Here is an 18786-nt window from a genome sequence, read left to right as displayed (position 1 = left end):
TGGCCACCGATTCACGAGTGAAGAGACGGATCTCGGAACACATTCACCCGTCTCTTCGCATTCTACCGATATAGCGTAGTCGCGGCCCTGCCGTCTAGCGATCCTACAGAGCAGACTGAAAGGGCGATGCCCGGTGGCCGAAGCACGGCGACGCAAGCACGCGAACGGAGTGAGCGCGCACAGCGAGCCGCGCGAGGCGAGCGGGCCGAGGGCTTTCTGGCTGTTGGTAGTTGCAGTTCATGATCGGGTATCCGACTCACCGTTCCATCCCCATGCCAGCCATCCACGAAGCATCGACACGTATACGGAGAGCCCCCGTTTACCCCGAACCATGTTGAGCAGGCAGTTCGTCCGGGAGAACCCCGACGTCGTGCGGGACGCCATCGAGCACAAGGGCGTCACGGGCGTCGACCTGGACGAGATCCTCGAGATCGACGAGGAGTGGCGGGAGCTGAAGGCCCACGGCGACGACCTGCGCCACCAGCGCAACGAGGTCTCCAGCCAGATAGGTGAGTACAAGCGCGAGGGCGAGGAGGAGCAGGCCCAGGAGGCCATCGAGCGCTCCTCGGAGATCAAGGCGGAACTTCAGGACGTCGAAGACCGGGCCGACGAGCTCGAAGCCGAACTCGAAGACCGGCTCCTCGAAATTCCCAACGTCCCCCACGACTCCGTCCCCGTCGGCGAGGACGAGTCGGACAACGTCGAGCGCTCCCGCGTGGGGTTCGACGACCTGCGGGACCTCCCCCACGACGTGGTGCCCCACTACGATCTGGGTGAGGAACTCGATATCCTGGACTTCGAGCGCGGCGCGAAGGTCGCCGGCGGTGGGTTCCAGTTCGTCAAGGGCGACGGCGCGCGCCTGGAACGCGCCCTGATCCAGTTCATGCTCGACGTCCACCGCGAGCAGGAGTACGTGGAGGTATCGCCGCCCATCCCGGTCAACAGCGCGTCGATGCGCGGCACCGGGCAACTCCCCAAGTTCGACGAGGACGCCTACCGCGTCGGCGCTCGCCACGGCGACGACTACGACGACGACGACCTGTGGCTCCTCCCGACGGCGGAGGTGCCGGTCACCAACATGTACCGCGACGAGATCCTGCTGGACGACGACCTCCCCGTCAAGCACCAGGCCTTCTCGCCGAACTTCCGCCGCGAGGCCGGCGAGCACGGCACCGAGACGCGGGGGTACGTCCGCGTCCACCAGTTCAACAAGGTCGAACTGGTCAACTTCGTCCGGCCGGGGGAGAGCTACGACCGGATGGAGGAACTGCTGGACGAGGCGACCGAAGTCCTCGACCGCCTCGAACTCCCCTACCGCGTGCTCGACATGTGCACCGGCGACATGGGCTTCACGCAGGCCAAGAAGTACGACGTCGAGGTGTGGGCCCCCGGTGACGACATGGACGAGGGTCCCGAGGAGGGCGGGCGTTGGCTCGAAGTCTCCAGCGTCTCGAACTTCGAGGACTTCCAGGCCCGTCGCGCCGGCATCCACTACCGGCCCGAGCGCCACGAGTCCGCGGAGTACCTTCACACGCTCAACGGCAGCGGCGTCGCCGCGCCCAGAGTGATCGTCGCCATTCTGGAGTACTACCAGAACGAGGACGGCACCGTCGACGTGCCCGAGGCACTCCAGCCCTACATGGGCGGCCAGGAAGTCATCGAGGGCCACGAGCCCATCGGCGAGACCGCGGTGGGTGAAGGCGACGGGGAGTAGCGACGAGTGGCGATTCCGATGTTCGATTTCTCGCAGGTAGAGCGCGACGAACTGAAGCTGGCTCTTGGGACAGCCGTCGGCATCGGCATCGTCTCGTTCGCGACGTCGATGTCCGACGGGCTCGCCGGTCGACTGGGCTGGGCGGTCGCCATGGCCGCCGTCGTGGCGGTCACCGTGGTGCTGTTTACGGCACTCGACTGAGGAGCGTCCTCACCTCGACCGCGCTCACGACTCGGCCTCGCTCCCCTTCCACGTCTCGCGCGTCGGATTCACCACCAGATAATCGTCGAGCCCCTGGATGCTGGAGGCGGGGAGGCGGACGCGGCCCGCGTCCGTCCGGTCGAAGCCGTGGAGGTCCCCCTCGGGATTGACGACGACAGAGACGAGTTCGCCCGTCGTCGGATTCATCGTGACGTTGTGCACCGTGCCGAGGCGTTCGCCGTCGGCGCCCATCACCGGCCTGTCGGAGAGCTTCGTTGCGAGGACCTGTCGCATAATCCGGACTGCGGCCGAAGAGTAATTAAAACAACTGGTCGGTTCAGTGACGATGGGCGTCACGCGGCCACGAGCACGCTAGCCGACTTCACTCCCGCTCACTGCGTATAGGTGCGGATCTCGGCGATCTGGTCGCCGTCGAAAGCGAAGACGTCGACGAAGGCTGCGATCAGGTCACCGTCGCTCGCCAGCAGTCGTCCTTCGACGGCCACGCCGTCCGACCGTTCGAACACGGCGTCGACGGGGTGAGCGGTGTCGTTCTGGGGTCGCTCCTCGCGCATGAACCCGACGAACCGGTCGCGCCCGTCGAAGCGCCGGTCCGGCCGGGACTGCGAGAAGTCGGGGGCCAGCAGGTCGGTGAGGCGGTCGTACTCCCCGTCGTCGAGCGCCTCGTAGTACGCTCGCGCCATCGCCGTCCGATCCATGCGAGCGACGACGGAGGCCAGCGACTACAATCCGGCGGTCAGCGTCCGTCGCCGGTCAGCATCCGTCGGCGGTCAGTAGCCGCCGCCGTTCTCGCCGCTCGGTTCGTCAGCCTCGTCTCCACCGTCCTCGTCCGCCGCCAGATCCTCGGCCGTCGGGATGTCGGCCAGGTCCTCGTCGCTGGCGCCCTGGGGTTCGTCGTCTAGGACGTCGTCCGCGCCGAGTTCGTCGTCGGCTGTGTCATCGATGGTATCGCCGTCGACAGGCTGGTCGCTGCTGCCGGCAGCGGGACTGCTCTCGGGTTCGAGCGACCGGGACGCGCCGGGCGCTGGCGAACCCCCGCTCGACAGGTCGGCGTCGGGGTCCGCCGGTGCGTCGTCTGGCGACTCGGCGAGCGGGTCCACCCCGTTGTCCGCCCCGTCCGCATCCCCGTCCAGTTCGCCGCCCCCGTCGTCGTCGAGGGGCGCCTGTTCGCCGTCGTCGGACGGGTCCTCGTCCGCGGCGGCCTGGCTGGCGGCCTCGGCGGCGGACTGGCTCGCCTGCATCTCCGCCTCGAGTTCCTTCAGGTCGTCGTCGTCGATTTCGTCGTCGCCAGCGTCCTCGGCGCCGTCGCCGCCTCCGACGTCACTCCCGTCGCCCTGCTCGCCTGTCCGCTCGGGCGGCGCGTCGACCATGCTCGTCGGCGTCTCCTCGAGTTCCTCGCCCTCGGGGTTCTCGGGCTGGCTCGCGGTGAGTTCGGCCTCGATCTCTTCGAGTTCGGCGTCGTCGATCTCGTCGGAGTCCATTTCCTCGCCGTCCTCGACGCCGTCCCCGGCGCTCGATTCCGCGTCGACTCCGTCGTCGCTCTCGGCCGCCTCGTCGATGTCGACCGCCAGCGCGCTGTCGCTCTCGTCGTCCTGCGGGAGGAAGCTCTCGCGCTCGTCGTCGGCGTCCTCGTCGGGCGGCCAGTCGTCGGGGTCGACCGGTTCGCCGAGGTCGCGGGCGGTCTCCAGGGGTCCCTCGGCGTCGTCGCGCAGGCGCTGGCCCTCCGCGCCGCGGCCGCTGGAGTACTCGCTGGCTGACTTGCTCAGCCAGTCGGCGGCCTGCCACAGCGCCGTCGCTTTCTCCTGGGCGCGCTCGTAGTACGTCTCGAACGTCTCGTCGTCGACGAACCGGGCCGAACTGTCCAGGTGGTCGGCGGCCTCCTCGAACTCCTCGCGGGCGCGCTTGAAGTCCGACTGGGCGACCATCCACTCCGAGTCGCGGTACGACCCCATCGCGCTGGTGAAGGCCCGCCGCCCCTCGGTGTAGTGGGCGTGGCCGACCCGGTAGCGCGCGAAGGCGGTGTCGTCGCCGCCGGTGTCGGCGATGGCGTCCTTTATCTCCTCGCTGCGAGGGAGTTCCGCCATGTCGCGCGTGCTCCAGGCGTACTGGATCACGCCGTCGTGGTCGACGACGAACACCGCCCGTTCGACGAGGCGCTGGCCGACGTCGTCCTCGAAGTCGACGCCGTAGGTCTCGGCGACGTCGTGGCTGGTGTCGGAGAGGAGGGGAATGTGCAGGTCGTACTCGTCGGCGAAGGCCGCGTGGCTGTAGAGGGTGTCCGGCCCGATAGCGAGCACTTCGACGTCCTTCTGCATCGTGAACAGGTCGAGTTCGTCCAGGCCGGAGTCGAAGTCGCAGGCCGGGTTGAAGTCGGCCGGGTAGAACGCCAGGATCACCACGTCCTCGCCGAGGAACTCCCCGAGGGCGACGCGGCGGTGTTCCCCGTCGACCAGTCCCGGGAGTTCGAACTCCGGTGCGTCGGTTCCCGCTGGGATCACTGGCAAAACCATTCTCGCTCCCGCACTTAAGCGTACGTGCCGATTCGGAGGCCGATATCCCTGGCGCGCGCGTTGATTTTCGTCGCCGGGAACGTCAATTACCGGAACGCGTCGGTCGCCCTCGACGGGTGACGGCGCGCGGTGCTCCGCGAGCACCCCGTTTCGGCCGCTGAATCAGCGTTCGTGGGGCTTTTAGCCCGCTCTACCCTACCGGTCGTCGTGGACCTACACGTGCGCTACGAGGGCGACGACGACCCGAAGAAGTGCAGCGCGCGGAAACTCGCGCGCTTCGACCTGGCGGAGTTGCACGAGGCGACCCGCTCGACCCCGCCCGGTATCGTCCTCAACCCTTTCGCCGACCAGGCGCTCTCGCCCGCGGACGCCCCGGGACCCGGTGACGGAAAACGTCACGACCGTCTCGTCGCGCTCGATTGCTCCTGGGAGACCGCCCAGCGCGAGGCTTTCGACCTGGAGGGGATCCACCGGTCACTCCCCTTCCTCGTCGCCGCCAACCCCGTCAACTACGGCACCGCCTTCCAGCTCAACACCGTCGAGGCCTTCGCCGGCGCCCTCTGTATCCTCGGCGAGCGCGACCACGCCGAGGAGATCCTCTCGAAGTTCACCTGGGGCCACACCTTCCTGGAACTCAACGAGGAACCGCTCCGGCGCTACGCCGAGTGTGCGGACAGCAGCGAGGTCGTCGCCGTGCAGGACGACTACCTCGTCGCCGAGGACGATCCGGACCGGGAACGCGAGTCTCCCTGACGCCGACCGCAGGGCCGCGGTCAGCGCCCCAGCCGGTCGAGCGTCACTCCTCGTCCTCCGGTGGCCGTACGGCGTCGCCGACGGTGAAATGCGAGAGGGCGAACACCAGCGGGGCCGAGTATTCGGTGCTCACCGAGTTCGCGGCGAAGGCCCCCTGGTCGTCGACGTAGGCCTTCGCCGGCGGCGGTTGCCGGGATTCGAGGTACTCGTCGAGCACCGGGTCGCCGCCGTCCTTGTTGGGGCCGCCGACGAGGTAGCCGGGAATGTCAGCGTCTGTGCTGGCACTGAGGCGGTCGTGTGGGTGCTCCGGCGGGTTCTTGCCGACGCCCGTGACGTAGGACCTGGTGGTCGGCGTCCGACCGAGGACGTAGTGGACCTGGTCGAGCGCTGCGTCGACGTACGCCTCGTCGGCCTCGACGGCGTTCGCCACGAGGAGGAGGACCGCCTCGCCGATGGCGACCCTCGCCGACCCCCAGTAGTACTGGCCCTCCGTCAGTGCGACGTTGTACCCGTCCCGACGGATCTGCTGGACCTGGCTGTCAGCGTACGCGAGAATCGCGTCCTCGACGGACGAGCGCCGGTCCGGCGCGGCCGCGTCGGCGGTGTAGTAGGCCCATTGACCGAGCGGGAACGTCCTGTACCACTCGACCGGCCAGGGTTTGGCCGAGAACTGGTCCGCGTGTTCGCGTTCGAGGTAGTCGGCGTACTGGGACTCACCCGTCGTCTTGAGCAGTTCCGCCGCGGCCCAGAAACGGTCTCCGTCGTCGCCCAGTGTGCCGGGATTCCGGTAGCTGCTGGAACCGCTGTTCTGCCCCTCGTCGTGCCGGAAGTACGGATCGGGGTTGTCGAGGAGGAACGACCAGGCCGCCTCCGCGTTCTCGAGAGCGCGAGAAGCGAACGCCGGGTCGTACTCCTCGTAGACGCGGGCGGCGAGCGCCATCGCGCCAGCGAACTGGGCGGTGCCGAACGTCGACAGGCCGAACACGTACCGCTGCTGAGTGTCCGCCGCCGGCGGGGCGAACGATGGCCACTCGGTACCGGCGACCTTGTGGTAGACGGCGCCGTCCTCGCGTTGCATCTTCTCCAGCCACTCCAGTTCGAACCTCGTCTCTGCGAGGAGGCCCGGCAGCCAGACGGGTGCCGTCTCGTCGGCCAGCGCCGCGTCGATACCCAGTTGCCCCGATTCGAAGACCGCGGGATTTCGCTCGTGTGCCAGTAGCATCTGGGCGACGGACACCGCGGCCAGGGGGACGTACTTCCCGTAGTCGGCCGCGTCGTACCAGCCACCGGCGACGTCGATCCGCTCGCCCTCGTCGTGGAACTCGTCCGAGAAGTACAGCTTCGCCTCGCTGTCCTGCGTGTGACCGGGCCGCAGTTCGAGCCCCGTGACGTCGTCTTCGATCTCGGTGTTCGACCGCCTGAGCGTGTAGGCGCGGCATGTCGCCGCGAGCGCCTCGCCGTAGACCCCCTCGTCGACGGTAAACGTGTACGACCCCGCCGAACCGTCTGCGGTCCTGAGAGCGTACGTCCCGGGGGTAGAGAGGTCACTGAAGTCTGCCTGTCGGACGGTGTCACCGGAGGACTCGTCGTCGATTTCGGCCCCCAGTTCGCCGCTCTCGACCACCAAACGGCTGTCGACGTCGACGACGTCGAACGTCTCCGCGGCGGTCCTGACGACGGCGACCTTCTCGTCGGCCGGACGGTAACCGACCTGGTCGACGAGCACGTCTTCGCCCACCGTCGCGGGCTCCGTCACCGTCGGCTGGGGCGTCTCTGTCGGCGTCGCTGTCTCGGTCGGCGTCTCGGTTTCGGTGGGCGCGCCGCGTCGCCGGTCGTACGGACTCGGACACCCGGCGAGTGACGTGACTCCTCCCAGGCTCGCGGCGAGATACGCACGCCGAGAGGCCAACGACCGCCGCTCGTCGGACATACTACCCCATTCCCGAATGTTAGCAAAAACATTGTGCCAAAAGGCTATTGGTACCTCCCAGATACGTCCGCGATATCCGGCTTCGAACAACGGATCTGGTCCCGGAAACTGCTGCCGCGTCGGGAGCGTTCTCCGCTTCGGACGAGCGCTCGGTCCGACCAGCCGCTTCGTGGTACGGTCGTGATAGAGAGGGCGGCCCTGCTCGGCCGAGTGAACCGTGACGAGTAGGCTGGTTCCGGCCGCTGACGGGCCTGGTCGGTTCGGACGACGGTTCCCTGCTCCCACCTGACGCGTCGGTGATCTTTACACCCTTCCGTGAGGCTGATCGGTATGGCAGACAAACTTGCAGTACACGTCGTCGGGACGGAAGAGCGAGTGTTGACCTGCGACGAAGTGAAGGAGGGTGACCACGGTGTCCACCTCTACGACACGCAAAACGGCAAGGAGAACATCGGGTACGTCCCGTTCCCTAACCTCGACTACGTGGGCCCCCGGAACGAATAACGGGGTACTGCGTGAGACGGTCGTCTACGGCCACCGAAAGCCCGTCGGCTTCTCCGGCGGTGAGAGCGGACTGCTCGGCAGCCCTGCCTGGGGTTCCGGCGCGTTGTAGCCGCCCGGGGCGACGTCGTTCGGCCCGTCCGGATAGCACAGCGACGCCAGGAGCTGGATCTGGCCGCGACCGACGTCGAGTTCGAACTGGCCGCCGCCGTACAGTGAAATCCCGTTTCGCTCGCAGTAGGCCAGAAAGTCGAGCAGCGACTCGACGGTGCCGAACCGCGAGGGCTTGCAGTTGAGCCACTCGGGGTCGAACGGCAGCGCCTCGACGCTCTCGACGCCGGTGATAGGGTAGTCCCACGACACCCGATTCTCGTGGCCGTCGAACACCGAGCGAGTCTCCTCGGTGACGCCCGGGTCCTCGACGACAGCGTCGGGGAACCCCGTCACGATACGGCGATAGAACTCCGGTTCCGCGGGCGTCTCGACCTGGGAGTCCTCGTAGAGGGCCTTCAGGTCCACCACGCGGACGGCGTCGGTGTCGGCCAGGTGGGCGACCACGTCCGCGTCCCACGCCGGCGTCGGGTCGAGTTTGAACTCCATCCCCGGGTCGACGTCGAGCCAGTGGTCGACCCGGTCGGTCGAGGGGGTGCCCTCGTCCTCGGCGAGCCGCGTCGAGACGACGAATCGCACCGGGTCGTACTCCCGGCCGAGGGCGCTCCCGAGGTCGGTGTCGGCCTGATTCAGGGCCAGATCCAGCGCCGCGCTCTCGAAGGCCCACCGCCGGTAGTGCCGTGACGTCTCGCGCTGTGGCGGTTCGGGCCACAGGTCGACGTCGTCGAGAAACGTGGAGAACGAATCGAGCGTGTACTCGCCGGACAGGTCGGCGTCGAACGCTTCGAACGCGTCGTGGTCTTCGGTGTCGTAGGTGACGTCCTCACCTTTCCCCTCGACGCCCTCCCCGCGCAGTGTGACGGTGGTCGTCGCCCGCGTGAACCCGCTGGAGGTGTCCTTCTCCTGGCGGGTGAGGTCGTACCCCTCGACAGTAAGCGGCTGGTCCGCGATCCGGTCGTACATACTCGCACGTCGGGCTGCCGGGGTTTAACGGCGGTGGGCCAGTGAAGTCTGGTCGCCGATTGAGCGGCCGGGGGCTTTCGAGTTGTTCTTCTCGTCAGCGACGGTATTCGCTGAGCGGCGAATTCGGAAACGCTTAACCACGCAGGCCCGTCAAGGGTGGGTATGGCCAAGTTCGAGCAAGCGTCGGAGCGACTCCTCAACAAACAGATCTGCATGCGCTGTAACGCCCGGAACCCCGGCGGTGCCGAGAAGTGCCGCAAGTGCGGGTACAAGAAGCTGCGGCCGAAGGCGAGCGAGCCGCGGTCGACCTGATTCTGCGGCCGCTCTTCGGATCTTCTCCGAGTTGCGAGCGCCAGCTCTCGTCGCCCTATTCGTCGGGGTACTTCGGCTCTCTGCGCTCCGCCCGCTCGAGCGCGCGCTCGACGACCTCGCGGACGTCGCCCTCGAACACGCCGCCGTGGCCCGAGTACATCTGGTCCACGGAGTCGGGCATGCGGTCGAGCAGGTGACGGATAGACTCGACGAGTCGGTCGCGCGACTGACCCGCCATGTCGGTTCGACCGAAACTGCCGTCGTCGAAGGCGCCGTCGTCGTGGACCACGACGTCGCCCGAGAACAGCGCGGACCCGGAGACGAACGAGACGTGGTCGTCGGCGTGGCCCGGCGTGTACACCACCTCGAATTCCTCGTCGCCGATCTGGACCGAGTCGCCGTCGTCGATTCCCTGGTCCCGTCGCGGATGGGATCCGTAGGCGGACAGGTCGGCGTCGAAGGCGTCCAGCACCGCGTCGAGTTCCGCGACGTGGTCGCCGTGCTGGTGGGTGAGGACGACCCTGTCGACGTCGTCGACGTGCTCTTTGATCGTACTGACGACGCCAGGGTAGGCGCCGGCGTCGACCAGCGTCGTGACTTCGCCGTCGACCAGGTAGGCGTTGCAGGTGAACGACTCCGCGGCGTCGGTAACAGTGTGGACCTCCATGGACACGTGGTCGGCCGGTCGCCGCTTGAGTGTGGCGAAGTAGTGTAAGGTTGCCAACTTTTCCGGCGAGTGATTTTTCAATAAGAACCTCATAGTCTTTCGTGTATGGGGTTTGGGAGCTACGACGAATCGGAACAAGATAATCAGGAGTATGACACGGACTTCGAAGACGACGAGGGTGTCGACACGGCCGAGAACACCCACGAGGGCGAGGTCGAGTACGAGTTCACGGCCTCGAACGACGAGTTGCTGGACCGTCTGAAGGACATCAAGACCGACGAGAACACGTAATGAAGGCCGGGGCGCGCGCCCTCGGCGTCGCCGAATCCTACCAGGAAGAGTTCAGCACGCTCGCCGGCAGCGTCGTGCGAGCGGACAGGGTCACCGACGGCTACGTTTTCGGGAGTTGCACCGTCGGCGGCAGCGACGCGACCGCTGCCGTCTGCGAGATGGTCGCCCGACTCGACCGCGAAGACGTCCAGTACCTCTTCGTCGCCGGCATCGCTCCCGCCTGGTTCAACGTGCTGGACCTCCACCGGATCCACGAGGCGACGGACCTGCCGGTGCTCTCGGTCACCTTCGAGGAGAGTCTCGGCCTCGAACCCGCCATCCGCGAGGCGTTCGACGACGCCGACGTCGTCCGCGACCGGCTGGCGACCTACCGCGACCAGCCCGACCGCCGCCGCCTCTCGGTCGACGACGAGACTGTCTTCGTCCGCAACGTCGGCATCGACGACGACGCGGCGAATGACGCGGTCCGCGGGTTCACGCCCGAAGGTGGCCGTCCCGAACCACTCCGGGTCGCCAGGCTGGCCGCCAGGGCGGCCGACGAGTTCGCCCGCGACGACTTTAGGCGGTAGCTAAGGACGAACTGGCGGTCGTGCTGCAGGAAGCGCGATTCGGCGCGGACGGGGTGGCGCGGAGTCGTTCGAGAGAGCGAAGCTCTCTCGTGATGACGAAAATCGCTCCGCGATTTTCGGACCACGCCACCTATCGCGCGAACGGCGTAGCCGTGAGCAAGGCGCGAATCCGGGGGAGATTTGGTGGTTCAATCGTGAGCGCGGGTCGAACGAAGTGAGGCCGGGCGAGCAATGAGGTTCCCTGGAGGAATGAAAGGGCGAGGCTCGGTCCGGGAGCCCCGACGAAGTAAGCACGCGACCGCAGGGAGCGCGCGTGGTTCGAAAGACGGCGCGCCGTCTTTCGTCATCACGAGAAGCTTCGATTCTCGGACGACAGCGAGTCGCGGGCCCGGAGCGGGCCGAGGGCTTTCCTCTGTCTGCGGTGTTTTCGTCGACTCTTACCGAGCGTCCAGAAAAACCGCCCCGGAATCAGTTGTCCAGCATCGAGAGCACGCGGAGGACGAGCTGGAGGACGTGAACGAACACGCCCATCACGGCGACGTAGATGCCGATGGCGTTGCGCAGGTCGCTGGCGTACTGGTTGGCCTTCACGGCCCAGATCTCGTAGGTCAGGTCGACGACGAAGCCGAGGAAGAACAGGACGCTGGCGACCAGCATGAGCATCGGGCTGCTGATGAAGAAGCCGGCCGCACCGAGCGCGAACCCGCCGATGAAGAAGCCCCAGGAGTACTTCTGCCAGTTGGCGAAGGAGTGGTCGGTCTTGAACACGACGAGGGCGACGACCGCGGTGATGAGGCCCGTGATGACGGCGGTGATGGCGAGTGCCGGAATCCAGAGTGCCTGCTGCTGACCGAACACAGCGAGGATAGCCGCGCCGAAGAGGCCGTAGCCGGCCTGGATCATCGTCACGCCGACGCCGGCCAGCGGGAAACTGCCGCTCTCGATCCCCTTGTTCGATACCCAGAATCCGCCCCCGACGGTGACGACGAAGATGGCGATCCCGATGAAGAAGTTCGAGAACAGCCCCGCGGCGATGGGGCCCACCGGCGTGTAGGCCAGCGCCAGCATCAGGACGACGTTGAGGACGACCAGCGCCGTGGCCATCCCGGTGATCTTGCCGAGGTTCAGCGACGGCGTCGCGTGTCCGCCCATCGCGTCGTGTTCGAATGAGTTACTCATCAGCCACTCATTACGAAGGATCCTTTATGTAACTTCTCCCCGCTCGGATATAACAGCTCACACCTACTCCCACTCGCGGGCGAGCAGGCCGAACAGCGCCGCGTCGACGAACTCCCCCTCGACGCGGTAGGCCTCTCGCATGGCGCCCTCGCGTTCGAAGCCGGCCTTCTCCAGGACGCGCATCGACGCCTCGTTGCCAGCGAACACGCGGGCCTGGAGCCGGTGGAGTTGCCGGTCGTGGAACGCCCACTCGGCCAGCAGGTCGACCGTCTCCGTGGCGTAGCCCTGCCCGCGCTCCGACTCGACGATCCAGTAGCCGATCTCGCCGTGGCCGCTGACGTCGTTCACGTTGAACGCCCAGGCGAACCCGACCGGCTCGCCGTCCCGACAGGGGAGAAAATCCACGAAGCTATCGTCGCTCTCTTCGACCATCTCGCGCACGTCGGACACAGACTGGGGGTCGTGCTGGCTGGTGTATCGCCGAATCTGCGGGCTGTTCCAGTGGTTCGCGATGAACTCGCAGTCGTCGGTCGTCACCGCCTGCAGGAGTCAGGCGGTCGCCGGTGAGGAATGCAGGACCTGGCATGCCCACGACTGCTCACACTGGCGGAATAACGGTTGCCGTCGCGGGGCACTTCTCCACACACCGGCCACCGCCGGTGCTACAGCCGCTCCAGCACGGCGTCAGAGTCGTACTGCAGCGTCAGTTCCCGCGACCGGCCCCGTCCCTCGACGTTGGTGTAGCTCGCCTCGATGATGCCGAGCTGGTCGAGCTTGTTGATGATCTCCGAGTAGCGGGTGTAGCCCAGGTCGGTCTGGTCGTTGAACGCCTCGTAGATGTCGCCGGCGCGCTCGCCGTCGTTCTCGGCGATGACCTCGACGAGGGCGCTCTCGGAGTCGGTGAGTTCGCCCAGCCGCCGGGAGAGGTGGACGTACTTCGACTTGTCGTAGGCCTTCTCGACGTCCTGGGTCTCGACGGAGCGGGAGGCCCGCATCTCGGCGTTCATCCCCGCACGCCGGAGCAGGTCGATGCCGACCCGCAGGTCACCGCCCTGCTCCTCGGTGAACTCGGCCGCGCGGTCCAGCACCTGCGGGCCGACGGCGCCCTCGTGGAAGCCCCGGTCGACGCGCTCTCTGAGGATGTCGACGATCTCGGTCTGGTCGTACTTGTTGAAGTAGATCTCCTCGGGCCGGAAGACGCTCTGGACGCGCGTGTCGAGTTCGTCGATGACGTCGAGATCCAGGTCCGATGAGATGCCGATGACGCCGATCCTCGCGCCCGAGTGGGCCTCGTGAGCGCGCAACAGCGAGTACAGCGTGTCGCTGGCCTCGGACTCGTAGAAGAGGTAGTTGACGTCGTCCAGCGCGACCACGAGCACCTCCTCGCGCTCGACGAGGCGGTCGGTGATCTGGGAGAACAGCTTCTTGAAAGAGATGCCCGACGACGGCGGTTCGTAGTCGAATATCTCGGCGAAGAGACGCGAGAACACGGCGTAGCGGGTGGAGTCGACCTGGCAGTTGACCCGCACCGCCTGCACCTCGGTCTGGGCGCGCAACTCGTCGAAGAGTATCTGCGTCGCCGTCGTCTTGCCGGTCCCGGGCGGCCCGCGGGCGATGACGTTCAGCGGTCGGGAACCCCGGACCGCGGGACGCAGCGAGTACTTGAGCGTCTCCATCTGCGTCTCCCGGTGTTTGAACGTCTCGGGGAGGTAGTCGATCTCGAAGACGTGCTCGTTGCGGAACACGGACTCGTCCCACCCGAGCATATCGTCTCCGGGGTCGTCGCTCATCACTTTCACTGGGGTGCTGCCGACACTTAACGATTTACCACTTACGGTGAAAGTGAAACCGACAGAGGGCGACGGGGCCGATCGCGGGAACGCGTGGCAATCACACGCTGCACCGGATGTTCCGTTCGCAGAAGCCGACTCTCGAGCTACTCCACTTCCACGGTTCCGACCATCCCGCTGGTCACGTGGGGGACGCAGACGTAGTCGTACGTCCCTTCGACCTCGAAGGTGTGTTCGAACGTCGCGCCCTCCTCCTCGGTGGCGAACCGGTCGTCCCCCTCGTAGGAGGCGAACGGCTCGGCGTCCTCGGGCAGCGACACCGCGTCGGCGCTGTCGTGCTCGGGATTACAGGAGACGTTGTGCGAGGCGCTCTCGAACGTCCAGGTCACGGTCGTCCCGGGCGAGACGATGATCGTCTCGGGAGAGAAGGTCAGCGACCCCCCGGGCCCGACTGCGACTTCGTTCTCTTCGGCGCCGCCGTCACCGCCCGACCCGTCGCCGCCGTCGCTACTACAGCCCGCGAGCCCAGCGAGCGAAGACCCGGCTATCGTCCCCAGTAGTGTCCGTCGTCGCATGCCCGTGGAACGGGCCGCCCGGGACAGGTACCTTTCGATCGGTGTCTCGCCGGGCCCGGTCAGACCGACCGGCCGTACCGGCAGCTGGGGCAGTAGATTCGCCCGTCGCGGACGAGCAGCAGGCTCTGTTCGCACCGCCGACAGGGATGCGTGACCGAGGCGATGCCGGCCTCCCGGGCGACGGCCTGCAGGGTGTTCTGTAGCTGTTCCACGCGCTCCTCCGTCTCGGCGAGCCGCTCTCTGAGATCGGCACACTCCCCCGCCAGTCGTCGGTGCTGTCTGTTCATGGATGTGTGGGACGGTAGCGTATTTCACGTAGGTGGCCTGATGGCGTAAAGCTAGCGGGCGATGGGACAGTCGAATCCGTCGCTGTCCTGCGATTTCGAATGCGTCGCTGCGGTTGGACTTGAGCCGGCCCCTCACTCCGTTCGGGCCCGGCCTGCCTCACGGCTCCCTGCGGTCGCCGTTCGTCGTTTCGACGGTCTTCGCTCCGCTCAGACCGTCCTACTCCTCAAACTTCGCCAACAAATCATCGTAGAAACCGCCTCCGGGCTCGCCGCCGTTCGCCGCCGTTCGCTCCCCGTCGCTCGCGCTGTTCGAGGCCTCTCTGCGTTCGGCCTCGCTTTCAGCCAACTTTTCCACGATGAGCTCCGGTGTCGAGCGTGCGAGCGTCCCCTTGACCGGCGAGCGATTCACCCGGAGTTCGCCCTCGACGAGCCCCTCGGCCTGGATGCCGTCGACGGTGAGGTCGGTGTCGGCGGCGTCGATGACGTCGCCCGCGAGGTGGGAGACGAACACGCCCGTGGCGTTGCGCTCGCCCAGCGCTTCGAGGATGCCGGCGATGATGGTCGCGGCGGCGCCGGGTTCGGTGATGGACTCCAGTTCGTCGACGAGCACCATGATCGGTCGGTCCGAACTGATATCCGTCACCAGTCCGCCGAAGTCCCGCAACGTCGACTCGAAGGCGCCCGCGTCGAGGGTGCCCTGCGTCTTGGCGTGGTAGTGGAGTTCCGCGACGCGCTCGACGCGGGCCGACTCGGCGGGGACGGGCAGCCCCATGTGGGCCAGGATGGTCACCAGCGCGACCAGGTCCAGGGTCGACGTCTTCCCGCCGCTGTTGACCCCGGAGAGGATGGCCATCCCCTCGACGCGGTAGTCGACCCGGTCGACGTCGTCGAAGGGGACGTCCAGCAGCGGCGAGCGCCCGCCCTCGATGGCGAAACCGGGCTCGTCTTCCGGCTCCCCGTCGACGCCTCCTACGGCGGGAATCGTACATTCGAAGTCCTCGGCGAACCGGGCGACGGCCAGTTCCACGTCGAGTTCGAGCGCGGCGTCGACCAGCGACTCGGCGTCCTCGCGCAGGCCTGCCAGGTCGCTCGCCACCTCGCGCTTGAGCCTGGCCGCCCGGCGGTCCCGCGCAGTCGTCAGTTCCTCGCGCAGGCGCGACACCGCGTTCTCGTCGTGGTCGACGGGGTAGGTCGGGTCGTCGGGGAACGCCCGCCGGGCGGTCGCCTCGGTGTCCCGGAGGTCGAGCGCGTCGACGAGGTGGTCGCGGGCCTTCTCGACGGCGCGGTCGTACTCGTCGGCCAGTTCCCGGGAGAGCAGCGAGTCGACGCCGGCGCCGCGTTCGACCAGCGATAGCAGGTCCGTCCCCTCGATGGTGACGTCCTGCTCTTCGATGGCCTCCCGCAGATGGTCGTTGGCCACCGATTCGGCCGTCGACACCGCGGCGTCGAGGTCGTCGACGGCCGTCGACAGCCGGTCGAGTTCGCCGTCGTCGCGGACGCTGCCGTCCTCGTTGAGGCGGTCGAGCGCCGATTCGAGGGCGTCCAGATCACAGGCCGGCTCCAGGTCCGCGACCCGATGCACTTTCGCCGCGGCCTGCAGGCGGTCCCGATTGCGCGCGAAGAAGGCCAGCGGGCGCTCGGGGACGACGTCGGCCGGGTTCTCCAGAGCGTCCGGTTCGACGCGGACGTCGCCCGCAACCTCGACGCCGGCGAAGGACTCGTCCAGCGCGACGACCGTCGCGTAGCTGCGCCCGAGCTCGGCGAGCTGGCGGGTGTCGTCGACGATTTCCACCGATATCTCGGGAATCGCGGACTGTGCCTCGGCGTAGCGCTCGGCGTCGCTCGTCGCGAGACACCGGTCCCTGACGCGGACGTCGCCGGGTTCGACGAGTGGCTCGACGTCCTCCAGGGCGGCCAGCACGTCCGCGTCGGGCTCACGGTCCATCGCTCGCTCGGCGAACTCCCGGACCGCTTCGATGCGCCCGGGAACCGAACTGGGGTAGATCGTCTCGAGGCGTTTGGCGGCGTAGTCCGTGACGGTCCGCGCCTGGAGCAGGTCGAGCGCGTCCCGGTAGAGTTCGCGGGCGCGGTCGGTCGCCAGGAACCCGCCGGGGTCGTCGTGGTCGTCCCGGATAGCCGCGCGAGCGATGCGGGCGGCCCGCCCCTCGCTGATCCCGGGGGCGCGGGCCAGTTCGGCGACGTCGCCCTCGCGGAGCGCGCGCTCCGGGTCGTCGAGTTCGGCGAGCGCGTCGGCCGTCTTGCTGCCGACGCCCGAGACCGATTCGAGGTCCATTGACTGTGACCGGGTACCCGCCCGTTCGGCAAAAGGGTTGTCGCTCTCACACGCGTCCGGTCGCACGCCATCGGATTCGCGCTGCTCATCCGATGAGCCCTGTCTCACTGCGCTCGACAGGACGCCGATAGACTCACTTCGTTCGTCTATCGAGCCCACGCTCACTTTGTTCGCGTGGACGCCGACAGACTCGCTCCGCTCGTCTCCCGAGCCCGGCCTCACGCAGTTCGGCCGGACGCCGACGAGACTAGTCCGCCGAGACGCTCTCGGTTCCGGTCGGCCCGCGCCGCTGGGGGGCGTCGAGGGCCACGCTCGCGGGGGCGTCGACGGCTCCCTCCTCACCGTCTTCCCAGCCGTCGTGGCAGGTCGCGAGCGTCGAGGCGAGCGAGCGGTAGGCGTCGCCCGCCGCGCCGGTGGTGGCGGGCGCCGCGTCGACGGCGGCGTCCTCCGGAACCGCGCCGAGGAGGGGGACGCCGAGTCGGCCGGCGATGTCGCCGAGGTCGGTGTCCGCAGTCGTCCGCGTCACCACGGCGCCCAGTACCGTCGCCTCGGCGTGGTCGACGAACTCGGCGGTCTTGGCGACGTTGTCGACGGCCGCTTCCTGTGGCGTCGTCACCAGCACGGTCCCGTCGGCCAGCCCCGTCGCGACGAGCGCCTCGTGGCTCAGCCCCGCGCCGGTGTCGACCAGGACGACGTCGTACTCGTCGTCGAGCGGGTCGATCACCGCCCGCAGGTTCGCCGGGTCGGCCTGTTCGAAGTGTTCGATGGTCTGGCCGCCGGCGATCAGGTCCGGCCCGTCAGCGACTGCGCGGAGGACGTCGTCGACGGCCGCCTCGCCCGCCAGTACCGAGTGGATTCCCGATTCGTTCGGCTCGCCGAGGACCTCGGCGAGGTTCGGCAGTGCCAGGTCGGCGTCGACCAGGACGACGTCGAAGCCGGCGTCGTGCAACGCGACGCCGAGCGACGCCGTCGTCGTGGACTTGCCGACGCCGCCCTTGCCGCCCGCGATGGTATAGACCCCCATGGAGCTGTGAGTTCGCGATTCTCGGTTGTAAAAGTGCGTATGACGCGCGTCATCGGACCGCCGGACGTCGCCGGGATCTGCGGGGAGGAGACGGCTGTTGGCGGCCGTCTAACCGGGGTCGTGGTCACGGCGGACACCGTCGTGTCAATCGAACTGGGGCACTGCGCGAGACGCAACGGACTTTTCTCTCCGCGTACCGAACGACAGCCCATGACTGCCGTCGCGGCCAAACTCGACGCTGCTCGCGCCGACCTCGCCGAGCGTGACGCCGTCCTGATCGCCTTCTCCGGGGGCGTCGACTCCTCGGTCGTCGCCGCAATCGCCCACGACGCGCTCGGCGACGACGCCGTCGCCTGCACCGCCAAGAGCGAGACGCTCCCGGCGGCCGAACTCGAGGACGCCAACCGCGTCGCCGAGGAGATCGGCATCCGCCACGAGATCGTGGAGTTCTCCGAACTCGACAGCGAGTCGTTCGTCGCCAACGACGACGAGCGCTGTTACCACTGCCGGTCGATGCGCCTCTCGGCCATGTACGACGAGGCCCGCGAGCAGGGGATCGACGTGGTCTGCGACGGCACCAACGCGTCCGACCCCGGCGAGGGCCACCGCCCGGGCCTCCGCGCCGTCGAAGAGCTGAACGCCTACTCCCCGCTCCTCGAGCACGACATCACCAAAGAGGAAGTCCGCGAGATTGCCCGCGAGTACGGCCTCTCGGTGGCGGACAAGCCCTCGATGGCGTGCCTCTCCTCGCGCATCCCCACGGGCCTGGAAGTCACCGAGGACCGCCTCTCCCGCGTCGAGAAGGCCGAACGCCTCCTCCGGACGTGGGGCTTCGAGCAGTTCCGCGTGCGCGACCACGACGGCCTCGCCCGCATCGAGGTGGGCGAGGAGGAACTCGACGTGGCGCTGGACCCTGACTTCGTCCGGGCGGCCCGTGACCACATCGCCGACGTCGGCTTCGACCACGTCACGCTGGACCTGCACGGCTACCAGACCGGGAGCGTGAGCCCCGCCGCCGAGGCCGAGGACGAGCCCGCCTCGGCCGACGACCTGCTGGGCACCGACTACCCGACTGCGACCGAGGACTGACGGACG

Annotated in this window: 21 protein-coding genes; 8 read left to right on the top strand and 13 right to left on the bottom strand. The window is 67.7% G+C overall.

Features of this window, described 5'->3' with window-relative positions; all coding sequences use genetic code 11:
* Nucleotides 1-331 precede the first annotated feature (331 nt).
* Together serS and AC5FRV_RS19325 are read left to right on the top strand one after the other, a co-directional pair.
* Nucleotides 332-1714 (top strand): serine--tRNA ligase, encoded by a 1383-nt coding sequence (gene serS / locus AC5FRV_RS19330; RefSeq protein WP_493562725.1) that lies wholly within the window; start codon nt 332-334, stop codon nt 1712-1714.
* A gap of 18 nt (nt 1715-1732) precedes the next feature.
* Complete coding sequence (locus tag AC5FRV_RS19325) at nt 1733-1915, top strand: hypothetical protein (protein WP_493562724.1); 183 nt, start codon at nt 1733-1735, stop codon at nt 1913-1915.
* 24 nt (nt 1916-1939) lie between these two features.
* Here AC5FRV_RS19325 and AC5FRV_RS19320 read toward each other — a convergent pair whose 3' ends face one another.
* From AC5FRV_RS19320 to AC5FRV_RS19310, 3 genes are all read right to left on the bottom strand, one after another.
* Nucleotides 1940-2209, bottom strand: coding sequence for a PRC-barrel domain-containing protein (locus AC5FRV_RS19320; protein ID WP_493562723.1), 270 nt, complete (start codon nt 2207-2209; stop codon nt 1940-1942).
* Between the two features lie 98 nt (nt 2210-2307).
* Nucleotides 2308-2634: a nuclear transport factor 2 family protein gene (locus AC5FRV_RS19315; protein WP_493562722.1), complete on the bottom strand. Its 327-nt coding sequence runs from the start codon at nt 2632-2634 to the stop codon at nt 2308-2310.
* 72 nt (nt 2635-2706) lie between these two features.
* Nucleotides 2707-4434 (bottom strand): redoxin domain-containing protein, encoded by a 1728-nt coding sequence (locus AC5FRV_RS19310; protein WP_493562721.1) that lies wholly within the window; start codon nt 4432-4434, stop codon nt 2707-2709.
* 219 nt (nt 4435-4653) lie between these two features.
* On the opposite strand from AC5FRV_RS19310, the gene AC5FRV_RS19305 reads away from it, so the two are divergent.
* Nucleotides 4654-5199: a DUF367 family protein gene (locus tag AC5FRV_RS19305; protein WP_493562720.1), complete on the top strand. Its 546-nt coding sequence runs from the start codon at nt 4654-4656 to the stop codon at nt 5197-5199.
* A 43-nt stretch (nt 5200-5242) separates the two neighbouring features.
* Here the strand turns inward: AC5FRV_RS19305 and AC5FRV_RS19300 are convergent, their stop codons facing one another.
* A complete protein-coding gene (locus AC5FRV_RS19300; RefSeq protein ID WP_493562719.1) occupies nt 5243-7129 on the bottom strand; it encodes a glycoside hydrolase family 9 protein in 1887 nt (628 codons plus the stop codon).
* A gap of 330 nt (nt 7130-7459) precedes the next feature.
* Here AC5FRV_RS19300 and AC5FRV_RS19295 point away from each other — a divergent pair, with 330 nt between their 5' ends.
* Nucleotides 7460-7633 carry a hypothetical protein gene (locus AC5FRV_RS19295; protein WP_493562718.1) on the top strand — a complete coding sequence of 58 codons (174 nt, stop codon included), beginning with the start codon at nt 7460-7462 and terminating at the stop codon, nt 7631-7633.
* A 24-nt stretch (nt 7634-7657) separates the two neighbouring features.
* Here the strand turns inward: AC5FRV_RS19295 and AC5FRV_RS19290 are convergent, their stop codons facing one another.
* Nucleotides 7658-8704, bottom strand: a complete 1047-nt coding sequence (locus AC5FRV_RS19290; protein WP_493562717.1) for a hypothetical protein — start codon at nt 8702-8704, stop codon at nt 7658-7660.
* A gap of 162 nt (nt 8705-8866) precedes the next feature.
* Here AC5FRV_RS19290 and AC5FRV_RS19285 point away from each other — a divergent pair, with 162 nt between their 5' ends.
* Nucleotides 8867-9016, top strand: coding sequence for a 50S ribosomal protein L40e (locus AC5FRV_RS19285; RefSeq protein ID WP_089813521.1), 150 nt, complete (start codon nt 8867-8869; stop codon nt 9014-9016).
* A gap of 55 nt (nt 9017-9071) precedes the next feature.
* Here AC5FRV_RS19285 and AC5FRV_RS19280 read toward each other — a convergent pair whose 3' ends face one another.
* Nucleotides 9072-9683, bottom strand: a complete 612-nt coding sequence (locus AC5FRV_RS19280; RefSeq protein ID WP_493562716.1) for an MBL fold metallo-hydrolase — start codon at nt 9681-9683, stop codon at nt 9072-9074.
* A gap of 105 nt (nt 9684-9788) precedes the next feature.
* Between AC5FRV_RS19280 and AC5FRV_RS19275 the strand changes: the two genes are divergently transcribed.
* Nucleotides 9789-9974 carry a DUF5786 family protein gene (locus AC5FRV_RS19275; protein WP_089813525.1) on the top strand — a complete coding sequence of 62 codons (186 nt, stop codon included), beginning with the start codon at nt 9789-9791 and terminating at the stop codon, nt 9972-9974.
* Nucleotides 9974-10543: an endonuclease dU gene (locus AC5FRV_RS19270; protein ID WP_493562715.1), complete on the top strand. Its 570-nt coding sequence runs from the start codon at nt 9974-9976 to the stop codon at nt 10541-10543. Before AC5FRV_RS19275 ends, AC5FRV_RS19270 begins: the two co-directional genes overlap by 1 nt.
* Nucleotides 10544-11011: 468 nt before the next feature.
* Here the strand turns inward: AC5FRV_RS19270 and AC5FRV_RS19265 are convergent, their stop codons facing one another.
* The 7 genes from AC5FRV_RS19265 to AC5FRV_RS19235 all read right to left on the bottom strand — a co-directional run bounded on the left by AC5FRV_RS19265 (nt 11012) and on the right by AC5FRV_RS19235 (nt 17691).
* A complete protein-coding gene (locus AC5FRV_RS19265; RefSeq protein ID WP_493562714.1) occupies nt 11012-11722 on the bottom strand; it encodes a hypothetical protein in 711 nt (236 codons plus the stop codon).
* A 63-nt stretch (nt 11723-11785) separates the two neighbouring features.
* Nucleotides 11786-12259: a GNAT family N-acetyltransferase gene (locus AC5FRV_RS19260; protein WP_493562713.1), complete on the bottom strand. Its 474-nt coding sequence runs from the start codon at nt 12257-12259 to the stop codon at nt 11786-11788.
* A 125-nt stretch (nt 12260-12384) separates the two neighbouring features.
* Nucleotides 12385-13512: an ORC1-type DNA replication protein gene (locus tag AC5FRV_RS19255; protein WP_493562712.1), complete on the bottom strand. Its 1128-nt coding sequence runs from the start codon at nt 13510-13512 to the stop codon at nt 12385-12387.
* Nucleotides 13513-13658: 146 nt separating this feature from the next.
* On the bottom strand, nt 13659-14087 hold the full coding sequence (locus AC5FRV_RS19250; RefSeq protein ID WP_493562711.1) for a plastocyanin/azurin family copper-binding protein: 429 nt from the start codon (nt 14085-14087) through the stop codon (nt 13659-13661).
* Between the two features lie 59 nt (nt 14088-14146).
* Nucleotides 14147-14374, bottom strand: coding sequence for a hypothetical protein (locus AC5FRV_RS19245; protein WP_493562710.1), 228 nt, complete (start codon nt 14372-14374; stop codon nt 14147-14149).
* 217 nt (nt 14375-14591) lie between these two features.
* Nucleotides 14592-16667, bottom strand: coding sequence for a helix-hairpin-helix domain-containing protein (locus tag AC5FRV_RS19240; protein WP_493562709.1), 2076 nt, complete (start codon nt 16665-16667; stop codon nt 14592-14594).
* A 247-nt stretch (nt 16668-16914) separates the two neighbouring features.
* A complete protein-coding gene (locus tag AC5FRV_RS19235) occupies nt 16915-17691 on the bottom strand; it encodes a P-loop NTPase (protein WP_493562708.1) in 777 nt (258 codons plus the stop codon).
* 210 nt (nt 17692-17901) lie between these two features.
* Here AC5FRV_RS19235 and larE point away from each other — a divergent pair, with 210 nt between their 5' ends.
* Nucleotides 17902-18780, top strand: coding sequence for an ATP-dependent sacrificial sulfur transferase LarE (larE, locus tag AC5FRV_RS19230; protein ID WP_493562707.1), 879 nt, complete (start codon nt 17902-17904; stop codon nt 18778-18780).
* Nucleotides 18781-18786 lie beyond the last annotated feature (6 nt).

The sequence above is a fragment of the Halomicrobium sp. HArcel3 genome, assembly GCF_058933135.1.
The sequence above is the reverse complement of the archived record's forward strand: the minus strand, read 5'-3'. Positions and strand labels throughout refer to the sequence as shown.

What these genes read in the sequence shown, in the direction of transcription:
- AC5FRV_RS19235 (WP_493562708.1), bottom strand. Translation starts at nt 17,691, where the DNA reads ATGGGGGTCTATACCATCGCGGGCGGCAAGGGCGGCGTCGGCAAGTCC.
- AC5FRV_RS19280 (WP_493562716.1), bottom strand. Translation starts at nt 9,683, where the DNA reads ATGGAGGTCCACACTGTTACCGACGCCGCGGAGTCGTTCACCTGCAAC.
- AC5FRV_RS19270 (WP_493562715.1), top strand. Translation starts at nt 9,974, where the DNA reads ATGAAGGCCGGGGCGCGCGCCCTCGGCGTCGCCGAATCCTACCAGGAA.
- serS (WP_493562725.1), top strand. Translation starts at nt 332, where the DNA reads ATGTTGAGCAGGCAGTTCGTCCGGGAGAACCCCGACGTCGTGCGGGAC.
- AC5FRV_RS19325 (WP_493562724.1), top strand. Translation starts at nt 1,733, where the DNA reads ATGTTCGATTTCTCGCAGGTAGAGCGCGACGAACTGAAGCTGGCTCTT.
- AC5FRV_RS19275 (WP_089813525.1), top strand. Translation starts at nt 9,789, where the DNA reads ATGGGGTTTGGGAGCTACGACGAATCGGAACAAGATAATCAGGAGTAT.
- AC5FRV_RS19285 (WP_089813521.1), top strand. Translation starts at nt 8,867, where the DNA reads ATGGCCAAGTTCGAGCAAGCGTCGGAGCGACTCCTCAACAAACAGATC.
- AC5FRV_RS19315 (WP_493562722.1), bottom strand. Translation starts at nt 2,634, where the DNA reads ATGGATCGGACGGCGATGGCGCGAGCGTACTACGAGGCGCTCGACGAC.
- AC5FRV_RS19295 (WP_493562718.1), top strand. Translation starts at nt 7,460, where the DNA reads ATGGCAGACAAACTTGCAGTACACGTCGTCGGGACGGAAGAGCGAGTG.
- AC5FRV_RS19245 (WP_493562710.1), bottom strand. Translation starts at nt 14,374, where the DNA reads ATGAACAGACAGCACCGACGACTGGCGGGGGAGTGTGCCGATCTCAGA.
- AC5FRV_RS19255 (WP_493562712.1), bottom strand. Translation starts at nt 13,512, where the DNA reads ATGAGCGACGACCCCGGAGACGATATGCTCGGGTGGGACGAGTCCGTG.
- larE (WP_493562707.1), top strand. Translation starts at nt 17,902, where the DNA reads ATGACTGCCGTCGCGGCCAAACTCGACGCTGCTCGCGCCGACCTCGCC.
- AC5FRV_RS19290 (WP_493562717.1), bottom strand. Translation starts at nt 8,704, where the DNA reads ATGTACGACCGGATCGCGGACCAGCCGCTTACTGTCGAGGGGTACGAC.
- AC5FRV_RS19250 (WP_493562711.1), bottom strand. Translation starts at nt 14,087, where the DNA reads ATGCGACGACGGACACTACTGGGGACGATAGCCGGGTCTTCGCTCGCT.
- AC5FRV_RS19265 (WP_493562714.1), bottom strand. Translation starts at nt 11,722, where the DNA reads ATGAGTAACTCATTCGAACACGACGCGATGGGCGGACACGCGACGCCG.
- AC5FRV_RS19240 (WP_493562709.1), bottom strand. Translation starts at nt 16,667, where the DNA reads ATGGACCTCGAATCGGTCTCGGGCGTCGGCAGCAAGACGGCCGACGCG.
- AC5FRV_RS19320 (WP_493562723.1), bottom strand. Translation starts at nt 2,209, where the DNA reads ATGCGACAGGTCCTCGCAACGAAGCTCTCCGACAGGCCGGTGATGGGC.
- AC5FRV_RS19300 (WP_493562719.1), bottom strand. Translation starts at nt 7,129, where the DNA reads ATGTCCGACGAGCGGCGGTCGTTGGCCTCTCGGCGTGCGTATCTCGCC.